This window comes from Atribacter sp., assembly GCF_035418125.1.
Lineage (GTDB): Bacteria > Atribacterota > Atribacteria > Atribacterales > Atribacteraceae > Atribacter > Atribacter allofermentans.
This window is the reverse complement of sequence record NZ_DAOLQM010000005.1, coordinates 4,254-26,689: the sequence shown is the minus strand read 5'-3', so window position 1 is coordinate 26,689 and position 22,436 is coordinate 4,254. Positions and strand designations below refer to the sequence as shown.

At 37.7% G+C, this 22,436-nt stretch carries 20 protein-coding genes; 2 read left to right on the top strand and 18 right to left on the bottom strand.

Annotated elements, in window-relative coordinates; genetic code table 11:
* Positions 1-71: 71 nt before the first annotated feature.
* From galT to PLK24_RS00830, 13 genes are all read right to left on the bottom strand, one after another.
* Positions 72-1,151, bottom strand: a complete 1,080-nt coding sequence (gene galT / locus PLK24_RS00890; RefSeq protein ID WP_324475812.1) for a galactose-1-phosphate uridylyltransferase — start codon at positions 1,149-1,151, stop codon at positions 72-74.
* Between the two features lie 25 nt (positions 1,152-1,176).
* Positions 1,177-2,235 carry a M42 family metallopeptidase gene (locus PLK24_RS00885; RefSeq protein WP_324475802.1) on the bottom strand — a complete coding sequence of 353 codons (1,059 nt, stop codon included), beginning with the start codon at positions 2,233-2,235 and terminating at the stop codon, positions 1,177-1,179.
* A 78-nt stretch (positions 2,236-2,313) separates the two neighbouring features.
* On the bottom strand, positions 2,314-4,785 hold the full coding sequence (gene lon / locus PLK24_RS00880; protein ID WP_324475801.1) for an endopeptidase La: 2,472 nt from the start codon (positions 4,783-4,785) through the stop codon (positions 2,314-2,316).
* A gap of 125 nt (positions 4,786-4,910) precedes the next feature.
* A complete protein-coding gene (locus tag PLK24_RS00875; protein ID WP_324475800.1) occupies positions 4,911-5,348 on the bottom strand; it encodes an Hsp20/alpha crystallin family protein in 438 nt (145 codons plus the stop codon).
* 372 nt (positions 5,349-5,720) lie between these two features.
* Entirely contained in the window at positions 5,721-7,253 is a 1,533-nt protein-coding gene (locus tag PLK24_RS00870; RefSeq protein ID WP_324475799.1) for a hypothetical protein, read from the bottom strand.
* A gap of 2 nt (positions 7,254-7,255) precedes the next feature.
* On the bottom strand, positions 7,256-8,536 hold the full coding sequence (locus PLK24_RS00865) for a glucose-1-phosphate adenylyltransferase (protein ID WP_324475798.1): 1,281 nt from the start codon (positions 8,534-8,536) through the stop codon (positions 7,256-7,258).
* A 2-nt stretch (positions 8,537-8,538) separates the two neighbouring features.
* Positions 8,539-10,128: a glycoside hydrolase family 57 protein gene (locus PLK24_RS00860; protein ID WP_324475797.1), complete on the bottom strand. Its 1,590-nt coding sequence runs from the start codon at positions 10,126-10,128 to the stop codon at positions 8,539-8,541.
* A gap of 9 nt (positions 10,129-10,137) precedes the next feature.
* Entirely contained in the window at positions 10,138-10,635 is a 498-nt protein-coding gene (locus PLK24_RS00855; RefSeq protein ID WP_324475796.1) for a metallophosphoesterase family protein, read from the bottom strand.
* Between the two features lie 144 nt (positions 10,636-10,779).
* On the bottom strand, positions 10,780-11,643 hold the full coding sequence (folD, locus tag PLK24_RS00850) for a bifunctional methylenetetrahydrofolate dehydrogenase/methenyltetrahydrofolate cyclohydrolase FolD (RefSeq protein ID WP_324475795.1): 864 nt from the start codon (positions 11,641-11,643) through the stop codon (positions 10,780-10,782).
* A complete protein-coding gene (locus PLK24_RS00845; protein ID WP_324475794.1) occupies positions 11,640-12,374 on the bottom strand; it encodes a phosphatase in 735 nt (244 codons plus the stop codon). Before PLK24_RS00845 ends, folD begins: the two co-directional genes overlap by 4 nt.
* 55 nt (positions 12,375-12,429) lie before the next feature.
* Positions 12,430-13,647 (bottom strand): hypothetical protein, encoded by a 1,218-nt coding sequence (locus tag PLK24_RS00840; RefSeq protein ID WP_324475792.1) that lies wholly within the window; start codon positions 13,645-13,647, stop codon positions 12,430-12,432.
* On the bottom strand, positions 13,620-15,200 hold the full coding sequence (gene cimA, locus PLK24_RS00835) for a citramalate synthase (protein ID WP_324475791.1): 1,581 nt from the start codon (positions 15,198-15,200) through the stop codon (positions 13,620-13,622). The genes PLK24_RS00840 and cimA overlap by 28 nt, the downstream gene beginning before the upstream one ends.
* A gap of 35 nt (positions 15,201-15,235) precedes the next feature.
* Positions 15,236-16,042 (bottom strand): HAD-IIA family hydrolase, encoded by an 807-nt coding sequence (locus tag PLK24_RS00830; protein WP_324475790.1) that lies wholly within the window; start codon positions 16,040-16,042, stop codon positions 15,236-15,238.
* A 96-nt stretch (positions 16,043-16,138) separates the two neighbouring features.
* Here PLK24_RS00830 and PLK24_RS00825 point away from each other — a divergent pair, with 96 nt between their 5' ends.
* Together PLK24_RS00825 and PLK24_RS00820 are read left to right on the top strand one after the other, a co-directional pair.
* A complete protein-coding gene (locus tag PLK24_RS00825) occupies positions 16,139-17,017 on the top strand; it encodes an ABC transporter ATP-binding protein (RefSeq protein WP_324475811.1) in 879 nt (292 codons plus the stop codon).
* On the top strand, positions 17,014-17,829 hold the full coding sequence (locus PLK24_RS00820; protein WP_324475789.1) for a DUF2705 family protein: 816 nt from the start codon (positions 17,014-17,016) through the stop codon (positions 17,827-17,829). Before PLK24_RS00825 ends, PLK24_RS00820 begins: the two co-directional genes overlap by 4 nt.
* A gap of 22 nt (positions 17,830-17,851) precedes the next feature.
* Here PLK24_RS00820 and PLK24_RS00815 read toward each other — a convergent pair whose 3' ends face one another.
* The 5 genes from PLK24_RS00815 to hpt form a co-directional block, all read right to left on the bottom strand.
* Positions 17,852-19,897 (bottom strand): adenosylcobalamin-dependent ribonucleoside-diphosphate reductase, encoded by a 2,046-nt coding sequence (locus tag PLK24_RS00815; protein ID WP_324475788.1) that lies wholly within the window; start codon positions 19,895-19,897, stop codon positions 17,852-17,854.
* Between the two features lie 2 nt (positions 19,898-19,899).
* Positions 19,900-20,034 (bottom strand): RCKP-type rubredoxin-like domain-containing protein, encoded by a 135-nt coding sequence (locus tag PLK24_RS00810; protein WP_502876035.1) that lies wholly within the window; start codon positions 20,032-20,034, stop codon positions 19,900-19,902.
* A gap of 93 nt (positions 20,035-20,127) precedes the next feature.
* Positions 20,128-20,787 (bottom strand): HAD family hydrolase, encoded by a 660-nt coding sequence (locus tag PLK24_RS00805; protein WP_324475786.1) that lies wholly within the window; start codon positions 20,785-20,787, stop codon positions 20,128-20,130.
* Entirely contained in the window at positions 20,777-21,835 is a 1,059-nt protein-coding gene (gene hisC / locus PLK24_RS00800) for a histidinol-phosphate transaminase (RefSeq protein ID WP_324475785.1), read from the bottom strand. The genes PLK24_RS00805 and hisC overlap by 11 nt, the downstream gene beginning before the upstream one ends.
* A complete protein-coding gene (hpt, locus tag PLK24_RS00795) occupies positions 21,832-22,404 on the bottom strand; it encodes a hypoxanthine phosphoribosyltransferase (protein WP_324475784.1) in 573 nt (190 codons plus the stop codon). The genes hisC and hpt overlap by 4 nt, the downstream gene beginning before the upstream one ends.
* Positions 22,405-22,436 lie beyond the last annotated feature (32 nt).

Below are 22,436 nucleotides of genomic sequence, written 5' to 3'. Positions count from 1 at the left end.
ATGAATCTGTGACCAATTGCTGAGAATTCCTATTATTATACAGCTGTACCCTGAATTTCAATTAAAAAGAACTAAATCTTAATGGGTATATTCTTTCTGAGAATTTCTGCTGCATTTTCGGGAATTACTGGATTAATATAAAACCCAGTACCCCATTCAAATCCAGCTACCTTGGTTATAGTAGGCAACATTTCCATATGCCAATGATAGCTATCCTGGTATGATTTTTCTTCTTTTCGTTCAAAAGGAGCAGCATGAAGAATCAAATTATAGGGAGAATCATTCAGCGATTTTTTCATAGATACCAGTAATTTTTTCAATATTTCTGATAAATAATTTAATTCTTGGTCTTCAATTTTCATAAAATGAGATGAGTGTTTTTTTGGTAATATCCAAATTTCATAAGGAAATCGAGGAGCATAGGGAACAAACGCTAAAAACTGTTCGTTTTCGATAATCATCCTTTGATTATTATTTTGGTGGTATTGAACAATATCACAAAAAATGCAATGACCTTTTTCTTGATAATATTTATCAGCACCAAGCAGTTCCTCTTTCACCCTTTTGGGAATCACTGGAATAGCAATAAGCTGGGAGTGAGCATGTTGAATCGAAGCCCCCGCTAAAGCTCCTTGATTTTTAAAGATAATGCAATAACGAAAACGATGGTCTCTTTCCAAATCGCACATTCTTTCCCGATAAACATACATAACTTCAGCAATATGTTTCACCGAAAGATCACCAAGCTCTAAGTAATGATCGGGAGTTTCAATAATAACTTCATGTGCTCCTGAACCACTGAGAGATTCACAAATTCCATCTATACAATGGGCAAAGGGTTCTTCAATCCGCAAAGCGGGAAATTTATTCGGGACCACCCGAACTCTCCAACCTGGTTGATTTATCTCGGTATGCTTATCTCGAACGGAAAAAACCTCCTTCGGAGTGTGCATTTCCATCCCTTCACAAAAAACACAAGGACCAGGTTTTCGTATTTCTCCATGTACTCCAAAATCATAGGGTTTTAAACTTCTTTCATTGGCAATAATGACCCACCGGTCAACAACAGGATCTTTTCTCAGTTCCGACATGACTTTCCTCCAAACTTCTTCAAACTCTTTATCTTTTCGACTGTATCCTTTTTTCTGTATTAACTATCCGGTGATATAAAAATTTTTAAGGTATCCAATTTTCCTCGGGATGAATGTTTTCTAAGAATCCGGCCAATAATTGAATGGCTGCATCCAAATCATCACAATCAATCACCTCAGAAGGAGTATGCATATATCGATTGGGAATGCCTAACAAACCGGTAGCAACTCCTTGGCGATTGATTTGAATGCTGTTGGCGTCGGTCCCTGTAGCACGTGATTCAGCTTGTATTTGGTAGGGAATGTTTTTTTGGGTTGCCACCTCTACTAATTTTCGAAAAATATGGGGATTAATATTCGGACCTCGTGAAATGACCGGGCCCTTGCCCAAAGACACGTCTCCAACCTTTCTCTTATCTATATCAGGACAGTCAGAAGCAAAGGTCACATCAATTGCGATTCCTAAATGAGGATCGATTCTGAAAGCGCTGGTTCTTGCTCCCCTGAGACCGAGTTCTTCTTGTACCGTACTCACACCATATACACCACATTGCAACTTCTCTTTTTGAACCATTCGAAGAACCTCGGCAACAATAAAAGCTCCCACCCGATCATCGAATCCTCGACCAACAACTCGACTTCCAAGTAATTGGTCAAAACCAACATCCATGGTGATTGGATCGCCAATTTGTACAATTTTGGTGAGTTCTTCCTTATTTTTTGCGCCCACGTCAATCCATTGCTCTTCAAATTTAATCACTTTTTGACGTTCTTTTTCTTCCATCAAATGAATGGGCTTTTTTCCGATTACTCCCTTAACTGGTCCTTGAGAGCTATGAATAATGACTCTTTTTCCAGGGGTAACATGAGAATCGATTCCTCCAATAGTGGAAAAATGTATGTACCCCTGATCATTAATAAATTCCACCATCAAGCCGACTTCATCACAATGTCCTGCCAACATAACTCGAAACGAAGCATCAGGATAAATAACACCAATGGCATTGCCGTGGTAATCTTTGTAAAATTTGTCAACCTTACCTTGAACCCTTTCCTCAAATATTTTTTGAATCTGTTCTTCGAACCCCGATGGACTAGGAGTTTCAATGAGTTTTTTCAAAAATTCTTCTCGAGATTTCTCCATTTTAATATTCCCTCTTTCTCAAACCTGTTTATATTGAATAAGAACTAAAAAATGTTTTTGTGCTGATTCAATCAGCCATTATTTTTCTTGAAGAGAAGAAGTTTTTTTCTTTTTAACCATTCGGGGTGATTTTTTTAAGGTAATTTTAAGGACTTCATCAATTGTTTTAACTAAATGATATTTCATTTTTTTTCTCACATCTGCCGGTATATCGTCTAAATCATTTTCGTTTTCTTGAGGTAGAACAACTTCTTTAATCCCTGATCGATAGGCTGCTAAAGATTTTTCTTTTATTCCACCAATAGGAAGCACTTTTCCGGTAAGGGTTATTTCACCAGTCATAGCAATGGAATGCTTTACTGGTATTTGCGAAAGAGAAGAAACCATTGAAACAACCAGGGTTATTCCTGCTGATGGACCATCTTTTGGTATAGCGCCAGCGGGGACATGAACATGAATATCATGTTTTTCGTAAAACTTCTCATCAATCTTCCACTTTTTCGCTCGTTCCCGAACACAAGATAGTGCAATACGAGCCGATTCTTGCATAATATCTCCCATATTACCGGTTAATATCAAGTTTCCTTTTCCTGAGAGGACCGAAGACTCAACAAAAAGGATTTCTCCACCAGTTTGAGTCCAAGCTAAACCGGTGGCAACTCCAACTCGATCCTTTCCCGACATGACCTCATCAAAATAAATTCTTTTACCTAAATATTTTCTAAGATTTTCTTCGTCAACTACAAATGGTCCTTTTTTCCCTGAAGCAACGTCTTTAGCAATTTTCCTGCAAACCGTGGCGATTGTTCTTTCTAAATTTCTGACTCCCGCTTCACGAGTGTATTCTCGAATCATTTTAATTAAAATTTCATCACTTATCGTAACCGTTTGATCCTCGATTCCATTTTCTTTGCTCTGCTTGGGTATTAAATATTTGCGAGCAATGGCAATTTTTTCCGGATCAGTATAACCAGGGATTCGGATGAGTTCCATTCGATCCAACAAAGCTGGAGGAATGGTATCCAGAATATTCGCAGTTGCGATAAAAATAACCTTCGATAGGTCAAATGGAACTGCTAAATAATGATCAACAAAAGTTGAATTTTGTTCAGGATCTAAAACTTCGAGGAGAGCAGCAGAAGGATCTCCCCTAAAATCTAAACCGATTTTATCAACCTCGTCTAACATAAATACCGGGTTATTGCTTCCTGCTTTTCGGATTCCCTGAATAATCCGACCCGGAAGTGCTCCAACGTAGGTTCGGCGATGGCCTCTTATTTCCGCTTCGTCTCGTACTCCACCTAAGGATATCCGTACGAATTTTCTTCCCAATGCCCGGGCAATCGATTTTCCTAATGAAGTTTTTCCAACTCCTGGGGGACCAACAAAACAAAGTATTGGTCCTTTTAAATCTTTTTTCAAATGACCTACTGCCAAGTATTCAAGAATTCTTTCTTTTACTTTTTCCAAGTCATAGTGATCTTCATTTAATACCTTTTCAGCTTTTTTAAGATCTAAACTGTCTTCGGTTCTTATGTTCCAAGGAAGTTCGGTTATCCAATCAAGATAGTTACGAATGACTGGATATTCAGCTGAAACTGGTGGAATTCTCGATAATCGTTCCAGTTCTTTCTCGGCTTCTTTCAAAACTTCTGGCGGAAGTTTGGCTTTTTCAATTTTTTCTTTCAATTCATTTAATTCAATGGTTTTTTCATCCATTTCTCCAAGCTCACGTTGAATTGCTTTCAACTGCTCTCTTAAGAAATATTCTCGTTGAGTTTTTGCCATCTCTGATTGAATTTGAGTCTGAATCTTGCTGCCAATTTGGAGAATATCCAATTCTCGAGTTAAATAATAATTTACTTTTTTTAATTTCTCAATAAGTTCGTTGGTTGACAAAATATTTTGCTTGCTTTCTACATCCAGATTCAGGTTCGAAATTACAAAATGGGCAAGTCGTGAGGGTTGTTTAATATTCATCGCAGCAACAAATATTTCTTTGGGGAGATATGGAGCAAGTTCAACGACCTTCTGAAAAAGGGTTAATATGTTGCGGACTAAAGCTTCAGTTTCATCAGTTTTAATTTCTTCTTCTTTTATTATTTCAATTTTTGCCATAGGGTATGGATCCCATTGAATCCATTCAACAACGCGAAACTTATTTAAACCAAACACCAATATTTGAATAGCATCTTCTGGGAGCTTTAATAAACGGGATATTCGCCCTACAACACCGATATCATAAAAATCCTGAGCTGAAACGGTGTTATCTCCATCTTCTTTTTTGGTACGGAGTGTTAAAACTCCAATCATTTTATTTCCTAAAACCGCATCGTTAACTAATTTAACCCACTTTTCTCCATGAACTACCCAAGGCATGACCAGCTCAGGAAATAATACATTTTCATCTAAAGGAAGTACGGCAATTTTTTCCGGAATATCAAAACCTTTTTTTTCCTGATCAATGGATTCGGAAATCACATTTTGGTCAGCTTTAATCTCTGGAGGCTCTTCCGAAAGTGTAAACCAGTTGTCAATATATCCTTCCATGTCGGATCCTTTCCTAATAAACAATATTCTTATCAAGAAATGGGTTGAAATATTTATAATGAACTTTATATTTTTGAGAAAATTCTCTTTTTAAACCGATATTTTTTATTTTTGAGAGCACCCACTTACTCAAGAGGAATCCTCCGTTCGGTAATAACTTTTTTCTTTTTGCACTCAACTATGAGGAACCCTTCCCGATATCGGGCATTGATGGTCTCTCCATCAACCTCTTCAGGAAGATCAATTTCTCGTTGAAAAGGACCAAAGGGAATTTCCATTTGATGATAATCCCTTTTGGGGGGTGAAGGAACTTCCTTTCTCACACCCTTAAGTATTAATTTTCGTGATTGAATAGTCAAGTCGACTTCATTGACCAATACTCCGGCGAGATCTACCACAACAATAAAATTATCATCGGTTTCAAAAACATCACATAAAGGTTCCCAAGCTTTTTCAGAAAGTCCTAAGAAATGAGGTTTCTTTCCAGAAACATGCTCCATAAAGCGCTGCATTTCTTTCTGCATCGAATCAAACTCTTCCCACCAATTCTCTTTGAATGGCATTATATTACCCACCTACCCTACTTTTCGGTGTAATTAAAAATATTCTTTTAAATTATTCCACTCTAAAAATCCATGACGTTTTTATAGTTAACTCAATTATAGCAACCAACCAGAATCTCATTCTGGGCTTTCACCCTCATCCTCATCTGGTACTACACAAGTGGCTTGGGATTCTTTTCTACAAACCGCTTGCTGTTTTGAAAATCAAACTTCTACAAAAAGTAAAAAAATTGTCGGGGTGCAATTGCTCCCAAATAATAAAGAACCATGCCAATTGCCAGGTTTTCACTCTCATCTATAACTACAAAATAATATTAACGTTTTTGGAGATGAAATTTTATCGATACTCATTCAATACCAACTTCATAAATTCTAAAAAACCAGTAATAAACGTTGGATGGCAAAGAAGGCACTTCCATCTGGGGCTTGTACTTCAATTCGCAATTGATTTTCTCCTGTAATTAAAAATTGATCTAATTGAAAAGATTGGAATTCAAAAGGGAAAATCTGACCGCCAATAATGTTTCCTGTGAAAACTTTATTATCGTTGAGATGAACATGAATAATCACACTTCCACTCGATTTTCCCCAAATAAAGCAAGCTGCATTACTCCATCCTTCTGGAGCTTGAAATTTTACATTCAAATATTCGCCCGACCTCATGGCAAGGACCGAGGCAGGGTTTTGAGTGAATCCCGAGATATTTTCTCCACGATAAATACTTTCCTCGAAGTTCGTTTCGGGTTTTCCGCTTGAAAAATCAATAAAATAGGTACCCCGTCCGGATACAATCTCGACCCCCTCAACCGAACCAATTGAGTTATCCTCAAATCCACTATAATACATTGCTCCTCTAAAGTTTACTTTCAATTCCACTGGCGTTTTTACCACTGAAGAAGGCGCTATCCAAAGATTAGCTGAGGTTCCATCAAATACTGTTGACGTCATTCTTTTTTCCCATTGACCAACACTGGAAGACCATATCAAAGCTTGTCCGGAAAGAGGATTCCCATCACTATCGGTTAACCGGGCTTGGAAACTCATGCTCTCACCGCTCGTAACTAAAAAATCTTTTGGAGATAGAGCTAAAATACTCGATTTCTTTTCTGGTTGAACTATGATGGTTACGGTCCCGTCCATAGGGCTATAGGCAGTGTCACCTTCATAAGTAGCTTGTATTTGGATTTGAGTTTCTTCCGAAACAAATGGAGCCATAAACCAAACTTCTGATTCTCCAGCAGTATTGGTATAGGTCTGGTAAAAATCCAAGCTCCCCTGGCTGGCATACCACTGAACCCTTCTATTAACCAGAGGGTTATTGTTTTTATCTGTCATGACCATTCGAATTCTCAAGTTTCTTCCGCTTAAAATTGATTCCGGTACGGAATGAAAGCGAATAACAACCGACTCTTCTTTTCTCTTTTCAACAACCTGAATGATACTCCGGTTGAGATAAATATTTTCACCAACAACTTCCTTCATTCGGGATGGATTGTTCATGGCTTGAACCAAGATACGATCGGGTATGACCCGCGGGGAAAGAAGAATGAGGAATCTTTCCATTCCTTCTGGTTCAGTAACAATACCTTGAATACTTTTTTTTGTACCCGGTGAAACTGGTTCGTTATTTTTTAAAATCCGGACTCTTTCATCTTCGGTATAATCCAATATGCTCACATAACCGGTTTTAAGTGCTTCATAAACTAGGGAAATCGGATCGCCGATAAAGTAGGTTGCAAAGTTACCTTTATCGGGAAGTACGGTTACAAATGGCGAAACTGGTAACAAGTCAAGATAGGTTTGTTCGTTTAAATTGACTTGAAATTCATATATCTGAGCCAAAGCCGGTTGAATACCAACCACCAAAAAAAACAAAACCATCAGTAAAAAAGAAAATTTTTTCATAACTAAACCTCCATCGATGGTTTTTCTATGGTCTCACCACTAAGAACTATTAACGATGGGAAATCATTTTCATCCAAATCTGCACCAATAATGCAATTTTTCCCTATTTCACATCCTGATGGAATTCGGGAATTTTTTCCGATAATGGTTATTCCGCTCCATAAAACCTCAGGATACTTTTTATTCACATTCAATACTTGACCCCCTCCAATCCGAGATCCTTCACCGATAATAACTCCTTTGTCTAAAATTACCCTCTCCATTTGAGAATTTTTTCCAATATAACAATCATTCATTAAAATTGATCCTTCAATCCTCGCTCCTTCGCTCACATATACCCCATTAAATATGACTGATTGACTTACTTTTCCATTAATAATTGCTCCTTCCCCAATAATACAGTTTTCAACCTGAGAATCGCGCCCAAATTTTACCGGGGGCCGATCAGCAACCGGAGTATAAACCGGCCAATTTATTTCCTTGAATTTTAAAGGACTCTCTTCTCCCAATAACTCCATGTTGGCTTCCCAGTAAGAATCAATAGTGCCAACATCTTTCCAATACCCCGAAAAGGGATAGGTAAAAACTCTTTTATCTTGAATCATTCGAGGAATGATATCTCTACCAAAATCAAAAGAAGTCCCTTCACGTAAAGCTTCTTTTTCAACTTCTTCTTCTAATACTTTCCGGTTAAAAACATAAATTCCCATATTTACTAAATTGCTTTTGGGAACTTCGGGTTTTTCATCAAACCGGACGACTTCCCCTTCTGCGCCAATGGTAATAATGCCAAAACGATGAGCTTCCTCAATCGGAACCTGCATGACCGCTAAAGTCAAATCAGCCTTTTTTTTCTTATGAAATTCAATCATATGTCGGTAATCCATAGTATAAACATGATCACCAGAAAGAATGAGTACCAACTCAGGAGCCCGATTTCGAATAAAACGAAGACTTTGATATATCGCATCAGCAGTCCCTCGATACCAATCGGTATCAGCATCACTGATAAAAGGTTGTAATAAAAAAACTCCACCATTGAGTCGATCAAGGTCCCAGTCTTTCCCGATTCGGATATGCTCATGAAGTGATCGGGGATTATATTGGGTTAAAACGCCCACACAATATATGCTCGAATTGACACAATTGCTTAAACAAAAATCGATGATACGGTATTTCCCTCCAAAAGGAACAGCTGGTTTTGCCCTTTTAGCTGAAAGAATATTTAACCGACGCCCCTCTCCACCAGCTAATATCATCGCTATCACTTCATTTTTAAACACTGCTATCCCTCCCCAGGATATTTCTCGCCAATTAAATCACAAATTTTTTCCAATAGAGATAAAAATTGCTTTCGAAAATCCTCTTTTTGTACCGAGGGATTGTCTGGACCTAGCCACCAAAACCAATCACTTCCTTCTGCTTGATACAAAATATTAAAAATTTCTTGCTTTCGTTCCCCATCCAACTCCTTTTCCTTTTCAGCCAATAATCTTCTGACTAAGAAGAGCTGATCCCAAGCCCAATTCTTTTCTTCATGTCCAATCCAGGTATTTAAGGAACCATAAATCCAGGAACCGGGTGCTAAAGTATGGAGAGCGGGTTTTTGGTCAAAATGAGCTAAATATTCCGAGGGAGTTGTTGTGGTTATCCTGGAATGTTGGGATAAGGCTTCATATAAATTATTGAGAAAATCAAACCCATTATTATTATAATACTCCCAGGCATTTTCCCCATCAAGAATTATAGATAAAACTGGATTATAACCGTTAGGGAGTCGGTTCATAATTCTTTCTAAATTGGAAATCATATCCTTAACTGCATCATCAAAAGTAAGATGTTGATAGGCAAAACCAATCAAATCGGAAAGATGGCGGTCACGAAAAAAAATAGCTATATTGTTTTTATCGTTGGAGAAAAACCAAGGTTGATAGAGTTTTTCACCTTGATTTAAAAGACCATTTTGATCTCTCTCAATGGGTAACCCTAAGGTATGAAATAAGACTTCTTCACCAGTTGCCGTCCAGGAAAAACCATTTTGAGCAAAACAGCTCACTGCTGCCGAGCTAACTGAACCCTCCGAAGGCCAAATTCCACGAATTTCGGTCTTCCAAATTCTCTCCGCAACATCTTTGGCTTTTTGAATTTGCTTCTGAGCATCGTCTATATATTGAAAACGATACCTGGGAAGGTGGGTTCCGGGTGATGATTCACTAGCAACCCAATTATCGATCAATAATGGAATAATCGGATGGTATAAAGGCGATGTTGAAATTTCAATCTGTCCTTTATCGTGTAACTTTTTATACATCGGTATTATTTCAGCAATAATTTTTGAAGTAACTTGTTTAATGATGGCTTTATCCTTTTCAGTATACTCCTTTCCTCGTTTTATGAGCTCGCTCAAATCGGGATTATCTTTGATGGTTATCGGATCAAACCAAAGAAGCTGGTAGAGAATTTGGAGATCGAGCCAATCCTGGGTTGAGAAATTATGAATATTGTGTTTGGCTTTCTCTTTCAAGGTTTCATAGAAAGGGAAATGGCTGGTTTGGGTTTGTGAAGGGGCTAAGAAGAAATTCTCTAAAATGAAGTCTTTTTCTTTTTTGCTGAGTTTTTTAGCTTCTTTTTTAAAGTGGTTCCATACTAAATCAGTCTTTCCCTGTAAATAGAGATTTATTTGTTTTATAAGAGACGGAGTAAAGTTAAAAGTCATACGTACTTGCGGAAACCTATCAGCTAATTTCGCCATAAATAGATAGTCTTTGGTCGCATGTGTTCTGACCCAAGGAAGGGTAAAAATATCTTGGCAAGAATCATAGTAATAGGGTTGATGCATATGCCAGATGATGTTTAAATAAATTTTTTCAGCCATTAATTCACCTCAAGTTAATGATAGAATTTTTATTTCAGTAATGCATCCTTTATCAACTTCCATCTGAGCATAGGAAAGATAGGGAGTAAAAATTTTATCAGTCGGACTTCCTGGGTTCAAATACCATACTCCATTCTCCTTGGTTAATTCCGGTCGATGGGAATGACCAAAAACTAAAACCTGTAAGTCTTGTCCTTCAAAAAGTGACTGAACATAAAACTTAACTTGATTGGGGGCACCTCGGCCATGAGCTAACCCAATTTTAACCCCTTCAATTTCAACCAAATCCTGATCGGGTAAAACGGTTTGTAATTCAACCGAATCCATATTCCCCCGTACTGCCCGAATGGGCGTGTATTGAGCTATGTTTTCAAGAACCAAGGGCGTAACCACATCCCCGGCATGTAGGACTAAATCAGCTTGTTTTATCTCTTCCCATAATCTTTGAGGAATATCTTTTGCTCTTTGAGGAATATGAGTATCAGAAAGGACGGTTATTCTTGTCACTCTTTTGACTCACTCCCATATAAAGTATTTTAGGCATTAAAATATTATTGAAGAGCTTTTTTGTTGAACTTGAATCCATCAACACCCAAAGTTTAACTTTATAAAAAACATCATTAAAATGCTTATTGAAGTTTTAAAATAAAATTATCTTTGTAAGGTTCTTTCTGCCGATTTAACCGTATTGGCCATCAACATGGCAATCGTCATTGGCCCCACTCCACCTGGAACTGGTGTAACAAAAGAAGCTCGATCCGTAACACTCTCAAAATCAACATCGCCGACTAATTGGGATTCCACTTTATTGATTCCTACGTCAATGACCACGGCTCCTTCTCGGATCAATTCTCCCGTGATCATTTTAGGGGAACCGGCAGCCGCAATCAAAATATCAGCCATTCGAGTATGTTGGGCAAGATTTTCAGTTCCAGTATGGCAAATGGTTACGGTGGCGTTGGCTGCCTTGGCTTTTTGAACCAGCATCATAGCTAACGGTTTCCCAACAATATTACTTCTTCCAACGATTACTACATGTTTTCTCGAAATATCAATCTGGTATCGAGATAACAACTCTTGAACTCCCCAGGGCGTACAGGGTAAAAAGATTGGATCACCAATCATAAGACGACCTAAATTATAAGGGTGAAAACCATCAACATCTTTGAGTGGATTAATGTGATAAAGAATCCTTTTTTCATCCAGATGTTTGGGAAGTGGCAATTGGACGAGGATACCATGGATGGCTGGATTGCTATTTAATTCATCAATGAGATGAAGGAGTTCAGTTTGACCAGTCGTGGAAGGGAGCTGGTGTTTCAAGGAATAAATTCCCAGTTTTTCACAGGCTTTTTCTTTGTTTCGGACATATACTTGGCTGGCGGGGTCATCTCCAACCAAAATAACCGCCAAACCCGGTTTCAAGCCTTGTTGTGTTAAACTTTGAATCCGTGGTTTTAATTCTTCCCGAATTTCTTGTGAAACCTTTTTCCCATCAATTATAGTTGTTTTCATCGCTCTCTACCTCTTATCTTAAGAAATGAATTCATAAAAGATTGAAACATATTTGGAGATGCATTGATAATATACTCCTTGGGGAAATTGATGCTTTCCAATAAATCTAAGGACAACTGATAATCACCGACTTCATCACAATAATGAGCATCGCTGGTTACGATAATATAACCACCTTGCTTCTTGATCTCTTGGGCAATCATTTTACAGTTCTCTAAGCTCCCCTTGCGGCTGATGTGAAAGGAACTATTATTAATTTCAATCACTTTGTTATAGTCAATCGCCTTCTTCACTATCAACGGATAATCCACTGGATAACGGGGGTTTCCCAGATGAGCGATAATATTGATATAAGGATTTTCCAAAGCTTTAATTAAGATTGATGTATAGTCAGAAAGTATTTCTCCCCGATATACTTGAGGATGAAAAGATATAATTCCGTAATCAATTTTTTTTAAACTTTGACTGTCTAAATCTAAAGTTGAATTTTCATCCAAAATATCAATTTCAGCTCCAAAGAAAACTTCGATATTATCGATTTTTTTAGGAAAATGACCTCGAGCTTCGAAATATATTGGGGAAGGACCACCGGGCATACTTGGCCCATGTTCAGCTAAACCAATAAATTGTAAGTTTTTTTGTTGTGCTACCAGGGCTATTTCCCGAACAGTACTAAAAGCATGTCCGCTTACTATAGAATGAATGTGTAAATCGCCAATAATTTGGTACATTGAATTGATCTCTCCTAAGGAAATTAAACTGGTTTTTTATTTTTACGATCACTCATTAGGTTTTTTTTATAAATTTCCAAATCAACCGATCGAATTCGGCGAAGGGCGGATCGTTTAAAACATCATAACCTCTTAACCAAGAACTATAACAAGCAAAATAGTAGAAATAAGCTACTAACAAACCTAAAGTGTATAAATCATTTTTAGGATATTGTAAATGAATAAAGGATGACTCATTTTTTTTGATTTGATATTGAAGAGCCTCGATAGTTGCCGAATCATAGTCGGAAAAGGATTGTTTATCTAAAAATTGCAGTTCTTTTCCTAAATAAGAATCCTCTTTTACCTCTTGAGGAAAATTGATAGGGACTTGAAGGCACTGACTTGATTTACTTTGATTCAGAACAAAAAACACATCTCGATCATCACAGGATAAAATGTGTTCCAAATAACTACTCTTTAATGATTCAAGAGTAATAATTTTAATTTTAAAGCACTGATTTTCTCCATTCAAACTTTCTTCTAATAAGGGTTCCAGAGCTTTTAAAAGAGAATAAACCGGATAGGAATTGACAATAAAATAAAGCCTCTGAATCCCTTTTAATTGAATTTGATAAACTATTTGAGCTGTGAACATTGCATCATCTCTATAAGATGAAAAGCCTTCTTCGCATCCTTCAACCATATCTCTGATCGGGAGACCCATGGAATGTAATGGAAAATACAGTAACTCAGAATGATGCCAAAAACGACAATTTTTAGTTTCGACCGGATAAAAAGGAAAAAAAAGTAAACGAGCTAATTCTGACATCATTCCAACTTCCGGACCAATAAACACCCTTTTCCCCTCGTTTAGCATCATAACCAATTTAATGAGGTCAAGTTCGTCTAAGGTGCGCCCCAAAACAACAAATACTGTATTTAAAAGATCGACAGAATGGCTTAGTTTATAAAGATATTCTGGGCGAGATGACGAACAAAAATGATAGCTTTGATGGTTTTGTATCAACTCAGATTCAGCATAAAAACATTCTAAAAATTGAATAATATCGTCTTTGCCAATCCATACAATCTGTTGGTTTGGCTGGAGAATATTGCGATTAAAGCTGCTAATCCGATCGGTATTAATTGTCCAACTCACAAAGGGAGGAACGGGAAAACCATTAAAAAAATTATCCGTTTTGACGTTCCAATCAAAATGAACGTCATTAATTTTGGTAAATCCTTTATAAATTATTTTAGATTTTATTTTTCTTCTCTGGTTTTTTGCCATAGTCCATATTTTACACTATCTTCTAAAGCCTCCCAGCTCGCTTCTATTATGTCGGTTGAAACACCAACCGTTCCCCAAGTATGGCTACCATCGGTTGTCTGTATTAAAACCCGAATTTTAGCCGCAGTTCCGTCTTTTTCATTTAAGACCCGAACCTTGTAATCGCTTAAACGGATTCTTTTTAACTGAGGATATAAATTCTCAAGAGCTTTCCGAAGAGCATTATCCAAAGCATGAACTGGACCATCGCCTTCTGCAGCAGTATGAACCATTTGGTTTTCAACATTTAGCTTAATGGTTGCCTCGGTAATCACTCCTTCGTCTCCTCTTTTTTCTACGATTACCCGAAATCCTTGTAAGGTGAAAAAATTCATGGTTTCACCTAAGGCTTCACGGAGCATCATCTCAAAAGAAGCATCGGCTCCTTCATACTGATATCCATAAGATTCAGACTCTTTTATCTTCTCTATTAAGGAAGTCACACGAGAATCATCGGGTTGCAAATCAACCCCAGCCTGATGAGCTCGATAAAGGATATTACTCTTGCCAGCTTGCTCTGAAACTAAAATTCGCCTTTGATTACCCACTAGGTCTGGAATGATATGTTCATAGGTTAACGGATCCCTCATGATTGCACTGGCATGAATACCTCCTTTATGAGTAAAGGCACTCTTACCGACGAAGGGTTGATAACGGTTAGGTCGCATATTTGCGGTTTCGTCAATGAATCGCGAAACATCTACCAAATTTTTTAATTTTTCTTCAGATAAACAAGAAATCCCCATTTTTAAAACCATATTGGGAATAATGCTGCAAAGATTGGCGTTCCCACAACGTTCTCCATATCCATTAAAAGTTCCTTGAATTTGGTTTGCTCCACAGCTTATTGCAACTAAGCTGTTGGCTACAGCAACTCCACCGTCGTTATGAGCATGCATCCCAATTTCAAAAGATTTCGGGAGTTGAGACATAACTTGTGAAAAAATAGGCTCTATTTCATAGGGTAGCGCTCCACCATTGGTATCACAAAGAATAATTGCATCAGCTCCGGCATTATAGGCGACTTCTATGGTTTTTAATGCGTAATCCCGATCCTGTTTATACCCATCAAAAAAATGCTCGGCATCAAAAAAAACCGTTTTTCCTGCTGACTTTAAGAAGTTGATGGAATCATTAATCATCTTTAGATTTTCATCCAATGTGGTACGTAGAGCTCGCTTTACGTGTAGGGTCCATGATTTTCCGAATATCGTAATAACCGGCGAACCGGCTTCAAGGAGAAGCCGAAGGTTTTTATCTTGATCTGGTTTGGTCTCTGCCTTTCTGGTGCTTCCAAAAGAACATATTTTCGCATTGCGGAAAGAAATTTTTTGAGCTTTTTCAAAAAAAGCGATATCTTTAGGATTTGATCCCGGCCAACCACCCTCGATATAATGGATACCTAATTCATCAAGCTTTAAAGCAATTTGGATTTTATCCTGAACGGAGAAATTGATTCCCTCCATTTGAGAACCATCTCGCAAGGTTGTATCGTAAATTTTAATCTCGGCCATATCAACCTACCCCCATTCCAGTTTCAAACAACACCTTAAGTTTCTCCTTTCATCAACATAATCTTTTTTAACTCAATGAGGTTTTCAACAATCATATCAGGAATGATGCCGGTTTTCTTTACATCTTCTCCCTGGTGAACTCCGGTTAAAACCAAAATTGAAAAAATATTCTGTTGCTTAGCTAAAACGATATCGGTATCCAAACGATCACCAATTAAAATCGTATCTCCAATAGAAAAACCGGTCATTTCCAACAGAAATTGGATTGATTCTGGTCGTGGTTTTCCAAATACTTTGGCTTTGGTATCTGTACAGGCTTCAATGCTGGCTAAAATTGCTCCGCAACCAGGTATTAATCCATCTTCCATTGGATAGGTCAAATCAGGATTGGTACCATATAACTGAGCACCATTTAAAACATGCCTCATCGCTTTGGTCAGTTTATCAAAATTAAAATGCCGATCCATCCCCACTATAACCAGATCAACCTTCTCACGGGAGGAATCATCAATAATTTTTATACCATTTTTCTTTAATTCATCGCGGATTCCTTCCTCTCCAATACAAAACACTTTGGATTGAGGATTTTCTTTTGCAATGTAGTAGGCAGTTATCGAGCTGGAGCTAATAATTTCATCCTTGATTGCATAAATATCCATTTTTTTTAGTTTATCGACATATTGATCTTTGGTTATGGTGGAGTTATTCGAAAAAAAGGCAATTTTTGATTTTCGTTCCCGAAGAAAGCGAAAAAAATCATCACTTCCTGGAAGAGGATATTTCCCCCGATAAATAACTCCATCCATGTCAACAATAAAATTTTTATATCTCTCCCACGTCAAATACACCCTTCTTCTCAACCCCTTTTTTGAATATAATACTCTGTGATAAGAAAGGAGTGAACTCCATTCGGATATCCAGCTCTTAAGTTTAATCATATTACCAAAAGCTATGGTGAAAATACAGTCCTCAAGGATATTATTCTCGAGGTCAATCAAGGTGATGTCTTTGGTTTCCTGGGAAATAACGGCTCTGGGAAAACCACCACTATACGTATTTTATTCGGTTTGGTACGCCCTTCTCGGGGTACTTTTCAAGTTTTTAACTATCTCTGTCCAGCCCATTTAAATCAGGCTAAACAAATGATGGGTGGGGTTATCGATATCCCATCATTTTATGATAATTTAAGTGGAAGGGAAAATTTACACTTACTTGCTTCGCTTTCCAACTTTCGGGTAAGCAATTCAGAAATTGAATCGGTTTCATCCATGGTTGGGATAGAAACCATTATCAATAAACCAGTAGGAGTCTATTCCAATGGGCAGAAGAGAAGATTATCAATTGCTCAAGCATTACTTCCCCGACCAAAGATCATCGTTTTAGACGAACCGACTTCTGGACTCGATCCTCAGGGTGTGAAAAGTATTCGAAATTTGATACTCCAACTCAACCAAGAACATGGACTCACCGTATTCTTTTCTTCCCATCTCCTCAGTGAAGTTCAGAAAATTTGTAATCGTATTTCCATAATTAATAAGGGAAAAATAATAAAAACCGTTGATGTAAAAGACTTTTTATTTGACTCTTTATTCAGCATTCAAGCAACTCCGGTTGAGGCTTTGCTCAGTTTTTTAAAAGAAAAGAATATTCCCTACCGAACTCAGGAAAAATATATTCTGGTCCATTTTGAAGGTAATCAAATACCTGAAATAATTCAAGAACTCACAAAAAGAAACATTTTAATTTATGAAATATTCCGTCACCAACTCAGTTTGGAAGAAGCCTTTCTGGCAACTATCGAAGGAGATGATCAATGAATATTCTTGGTTCTGAAATACAAAAAATCAGGGCAAATTATCGAACTTATGGGGGTCTAATCGTCTTATGGGGATTGGGAATACTGATTGGAATTAACGTTTGGTACAATCCTTCTCTTCTCCCTCTAAAGCAACTTGGTTTTCGATTAAGTGGTCTCTACATCCCCGGTTTAACTCTCTATCCTTTAGCAGTCGTAGGACCAGTAGTTGCGGTTTTAATTGCTGGTGAAAGTATTGCCGGTGAACGGATTAAAGGGACTCTCCGTATGATTCTAACCCGACCAGTCCCCCGCGTTCGCATTTATTTAGGAAAATTAAGTTTAATTATCCTCTACTCACTTTTTATTGTTTTTTCCACTTTATTGATTACCAGTCTCTTGGGCTTCTTTCTTTTTGGAGGTGGTTCAGTGGTTCTACCGGTTGAACTAAATAACATGAGCGCTGGCTTTTTTACCTTAAGTGCCCAAGAAGCAATATTAAGGCTTATCTTAGCTGGCCTGACCGTTTCATTCTATATTCTCACCTATGCTTCCATTGCTCTATGTCTTTCTTCCTTTATGAGCCATTCTTTGGCCAGCCCAATTTTCACCTTAATTTTTACCGCAGCCTCAACAGTCGTTCAAAACCTTGAAGTCTTTAAACCTATTTCTCCTTTCCTGATAACTCGTCATTTACTTTCCTGGCAAAACTTAATGAATCAGACTATCGAATGGAATTCTTTAATTTTTTCCTATATTATTGTTGGATTTTACTTTCTGGGAAGCCTTTTGATTGGAATTATCATTTTTAACCGAAAGGATGAAACTACTTAATTAAATTTACATCCATTCATAATTAACAGTTTTCACATTCTTTTGCTCCGGAGCCTAAATATAAAACTTGACTTTCTCGACTTTGATAACGATAGACTGTTATTCCTTTGCAACCGAGTTGATGAGCCAAAAAATAGGCCTGACCAACATCTTCGAGGGTGGCATCGGTTGGAAGGTTGATGGTTTTAGACACTGCATTATCAACTTGTTTTTGAAATACTGCCTGGATTTGAACTTGAAAAGTTGGAGGGATTTCAAGAGCAGTAAGAAAAAGCGAATGAAGATGTTCAGGTATTCCATCAATATCTTTTAGAGAACCTTTTTCCCAGATTGATTTTCGAATTTTCTCTTCAATTTTTAAGGCCTTTAGCTTTTCTTCCAGTAAGGGATTAATTTCAATCAACTCGGTATTTTCTAAAACATAACGTCGATAAATAAGGGCAAAATACGGTTCTATGCCACTGGAACATCCGGCAATCAGACTAATTGTTCCGGTAGGAGCAATCGAAATCAAAGTTGCATTTCGAAGAGGTAAATTCTTGGTAGCAGGGATGCTCTTTGGGTAATTGGGAAAAACACCTCTTTTTTCTGCTAATTTTTTCGAAGCCATCTTCGCTTCAGAAGTAATAAAAGTTATGAGCTGCTCAGCGATTTGAAGAGCTTGTTCTGAATGGTAAGAAATGCCAAGCTTGCATAGCAAATCGGCAAATCCCATAACCCCCAAACCGATTTTTCGATTGGCTTTTACTATTTTTTCAACCATTGGTAAGGGATAACGGTTGATATCAATGATATTATCTAAAAAATGGACGGCATCAAAAACAACTCTTTGCAGTTTTTGATAATCAATCTTTCCATCAGCACTCATTTTGGAAAGATTTATGGAACCTAAATTACAAGACTCATAGGGGAGTAATGGAACTTCTCCGCAAGGATTGGTTGCTTCGAGTGACCCCAAAGAAGGAGTGGGGTTATTTCGATTGATTTCATCTAAAAAAACTATACCTGGTTCTCCCGATTTCCAAGCACTTTCAACAATCAGATCAAATAGCTCTCGAGCGTTAATCGTTGATACCGCTTTTCTTAAATGCGGGTCAATCAAGTCTATTTTTTCACCCTGGTGTACCCTTTCCATTTCTTCATCAGAAATGGCTACCGATAGATTAAAGTTTTCAAGAAAACCTGCTTGATTCTTGGCTCTAATAAACTCACGGACATCCGGATGGTTGAAGCGAAGAATTCCCATATTGGCTCCACGTCTCCGACCCCCTTGCTTCACAACATCGGTAGCTGTATCAAATATCCGCATAAACGAAACCGGTCCCGAAGCTCTGCCGCCAGTTGATGAAACCCGATCTCCCTTGGGGCGAAGCTGAGAAAAATTAAAACCAGTACCTCCTCCTGATTTATGAATGATAGCCATATCTCTCAGGGTATTAAAAATGCCTTCAATTGAATCTTCAACCGGAAGAACAAAACAAGCTGAAAGCTGTCCCAGCGGGGTTCCTGCATTCATCAAGGTTGGTGAATTCGGTAAAAACTCTAGGGAGGTGAGCAGATGGTAAAATTTTTCGTAACTCTCACTAACATCCTGTCCATATAAACGATCGGCTTCAGCCACCGCCCTCGCTACTCGCTTCATCATAGCCTTGGGAGTTTCCTGAACTTCGCCTTCTTCGTTTTTAACCAGATACCGTTCTTTTAGAACTTGGATAGCATTGAAGCTCAGCTTTAAATCATCGTGAATCCCAAATAATTTCCACTTGGCTTCTCTAATTTCTCTTCGTTTTTCCCGATAAAGGATATAGGCTTTTGCAACCTGTAGTAAAGAGTGGCTCATTAAAACTCTTTCCACTTCGTCCTGAATTTCTTCAACCAGTGGTATTGGTCTTTCCCGATTGATACTCAAGTTTTCTATTACTTCATGAGCTAACCCTTCAGCCTTCCCCGGTTGATAAAAACCAGTAGCAAGAAGCGCTTGCTCTATGGCTCGGATTATTTTTTTTATGGTGAAAGGTTCTATTGATCCATCTCTTTTTTTTACCTGTGAAAAAGAATCTTTAACCAACTTTATTCCTCCTTCTTTTGGTTTTCCTCCTTTTTTATAAAAGAACCTTTCCCACCACAGTTGGAACATTTTTGCGGCTTACAACGACCTTCTTTTTCAAATCCACAAGACTCACAAACCCAAACTACCACTTTCATCTCCACCTTTCTGATTGTCAATCATTTTTAAATATATTTTTCTATCAATAACACTTCGATTTTTACCACCAACCTATCGATGATGCCTTTCACTCATTCAATCCAAGCATAATATTGCTCAACCCACTTCTCCAATGAAGGTATATCTAAAAAAATAAAATCCGGCTTTTCACCACCCAAAGCATCTTGGTGTATCGAATCCCATAAAACCAGGGCTCCCTTTACCCCAGCTTGATGAGCCGATTGAATATCTAAAGGTGAATCTCCAAAATAGATCACTTCTTCTGGAGAAAGGGAAAAATATGAAAGTATCTTTATCACTCCATCAGGATAGGGTTTTGGACGAAGAATCTCATCACCACAGACGACGAAGTCAAACAATTTATCGATACCTAACCTTTCTAAAGTGATATCCGCACTTCTTCTCCCCTTCGAAGTAAATAGTGATTGTTTGATTCCTCCTTGCCGAAGCTTGCCTATCAAATCAAAAACCCGAGAAAAAGTATTGATTAATAGATCATGATTCTCTCGATAGAAAGTATAAAAATCTTCTAAAGCTTGATTCTTCCTTTGCCTTCCAACGATTCTTTCTATTACGTCACCTTCTGGAGGCCCATAAAGTTGAACAATTTCATTCGGGGTTAGCTTTGTACCAGCATATTTTTCAAAAACCATATTAAAAGCGCCCCAAAGGAGCTTTGAACTGCCAATAAGAGTATTGTCCAAATCCCAAATCATTAATTTAAAGGTCATTTTTATTATCCTTGGTCATATTTTTCAGAATCTGGATTATAAGCTGCATATTCGAATCAGTCCCAATGGATATTCGCATAGAATCTGGCCATTCAGTAAAATATCTGACGAGTATATGGTTTTTTTTAAGATAAAGATATTCTGATTCTAAGTTTTCTCCTGGTTTGCGAACCATAACAAAATTCGCTTCCGAAGGGAGTACTTCGTATCCGAGTTTGCTCATAGCTTGGGAAAATTCCTTCCGGGTTTGTTTAATTCTCTCCACATTATTCCTCATATAATGTAGGTCTCGTAGAGCTGCCATAGCAGCTTTTTGAGAAAACCAGTTTACATTATAAGAATCTTTTACTTTCAGTAAACCTTGAATCATTTCAGGTTGGGCAATCAAAAATCCTACCCGTATACCAGCTAATGAAAAAGATTTAGACAAAGTTCGTAAAATAATCAAATTAGGGAATCTTTTTAACAGTGAAAGAGCATTATCATAGGCAAAATCAACATAGGCTTCATCAACTATAACTGGACAGGATGAGTTTTTGATTAAATTTTCGATAATCATCGTTGATAAAAAAGTTCCAGTTGGAGAGTTGGGATTACAGACAATCTTTAATTGAGCTTGACCGGTTAAAACTTTCTTAGGAATTGAGTAATCTTTTTCAAAAGGAATTTCTCCAAAATTGGCTTCTTGCAGCAAGGCAAGAACTCGATAAAGGGTATAGGTTGGATATGGATATAAAACCCAATCTCCTTTTCCCAGAAATGCCCGAAAAACTATGCTTAAAAGTTCATCTGACCCGTTTCCCACCAAGATCCAATCGGAAGGATACCCATATACTGCTGAAGCTTGCTCCCTCAGTTCATCACAAAGTGGTGATGGATAGTAGGATAAGCGATGCTTGGTTAGATTTTCCATCAAAGTCTCAACAACCAACGGAGAGGGTGGATAGGGATTCTCGTTGGTATTTAATTTAATATATTGGCCATCTTGTGGTTGCTCACCAGGCTGATAGCCGGCTATTAATTCCAAATGTTTTCGAAAATAGCTCATCGAGGAACTCCTTTCCCCATCTGCTTTAATATTTGTGTGCTCCGACCACTGGGATCATATATAGTATATATCTCCATCAAATTTCGAAAATCTCCACGAAAATCTAGCCCATACCCGACGACATAAATATCCGGGATTTCAAAGCATGAATAATGTATGGGAACCTCAATGAACCGTCGATCAGGACAATCTAAAAAAGTACAAGTTACAACACTGGATGGAAAACGCTTTTCCATAACCCGGGTTAAATAATTTAAGGTTAGGCCGGTATCGATTATATCTTCTACGATGATGACATCTCGATCGGCAACTTCTTCATCGACATCTTTTTCAATTTCAACTTTCTTAAATCCAGTTTTATAATTCGATAGAGCCATAAAGTCGAGATCGAAAGGAATGGTTAACGAACGAACCAAGTCAACAGTAAAAAAAATGGCACCGCGAAGGATAGAAATAATCAACGGCCTTTTCCCCAAATAATCCTGATTAATTTCAGCTGCGATTTCTTGCACTCTTTTTTCAATTTCCGATCGAGTGAAAACACATTCGCCCAGTTTTGATTCAATCATATATCTTCCTCCACTCCAAACTTACGTAAAAG

Excerpts from the sequence above, each read along its gene's own strand:
- PLK24_RS00885 (WP_324475802.1), bottom strand. The coding sequence starts at position 2,235 with ATGGAGAAATCTCGAGAAGAATTTTTGAAAAAACTCATTGAAACTCCT.
- PLK24_RS00840 (WP_324475792.1), bottom strand. The coding sequence starts at position 13,647 with ATGGCAAAAAACCAGAGAAGAAAAATAAAATCTAAAATAATTTATAAA.
- PLK24_RS00845 (WP_324475794.1), bottom strand. The coding sequence starts at position 12,374 with ATGTACCAAATTATTGGCGATTTACACATTCATTCTATAGTAAGCGGA.
- hisC (WP_324475785.1), bottom strand. The coding sequence starts at position 21,835 with ATGAGCTATTTTCGAAAACATTTGGAATTAATAGCCGGCTATCAGCCT.
- PLK24_RS00875 (WP_324475800.1), bottom strand. The coding sequence starts at position 5,348 with ATGCCATTCAAAGAGAATTGGTGGGAAGAGTTTGATTCGATGCAGAAA.
- cimA (WP_324475791.1), bottom strand. The coding sequence starts at position 15,200 with ATGGCCGAGATTAAAATTTACGATACAACCTTGCGAGATGGTTCTCAA.
- folD (WP_324475795.1), bottom strand. The coding sequence starts at position 11,643 with ATGAAAACAACTATAATTGATGGGAAAAAGGTTTCACAAGAAATTCGG.
- hpt (WP_324475784.1), bottom strand. The coding sequence starts at position 22,404 with ATGATTGAATCAAAACTGGGCGAATGTGTTTTCACTCGATCGGAAATT.
- PLK24_RS00860 (WP_324475797.1), bottom strand. The coding sequence starts at position 10,128 with ATGGCTGAAAAAATTTATTTAAACATCATCTGGCATATGCATCAACCC.
- PLK24_RS00820 (WP_324475789.1), top strand. The coding sequence starts at position 17,014 with ATGAATATTCTTGGTTCTGAAATACAAAAAATCAGGGCAAATTATCGA.
- PLK24_RS00870 (WP_324475799.1), bottom strand. The coding sequence starts at position 7,253 with ATGAAAAAATTTTCTTTTTTACTGATGGTTTTGTTTTTTTTGGTGGTT.
- lon (WP_324475801.1), bottom strand. The coding sequence starts at position 4,785 with ATGGAAGGATATATTGACAACTGGTTTACACTTTCGGAAGAGCCTCCA.
- PLK24_RS00810 (WP_502876035.1), bottom strand. The coding sequence starts at position 20,034 with ATGAAAGTGGTAGTTTGGGTTTGTGAGTCTTGTGGATTTGAAAAAGAA.
- PLK24_RS00805 (WP_324475786.1), bottom strand. The coding sequence starts at position 20,787 with ATGACCTTTAAATTAATGATTTGGGATTTGGACAATACTCTTATTGGC.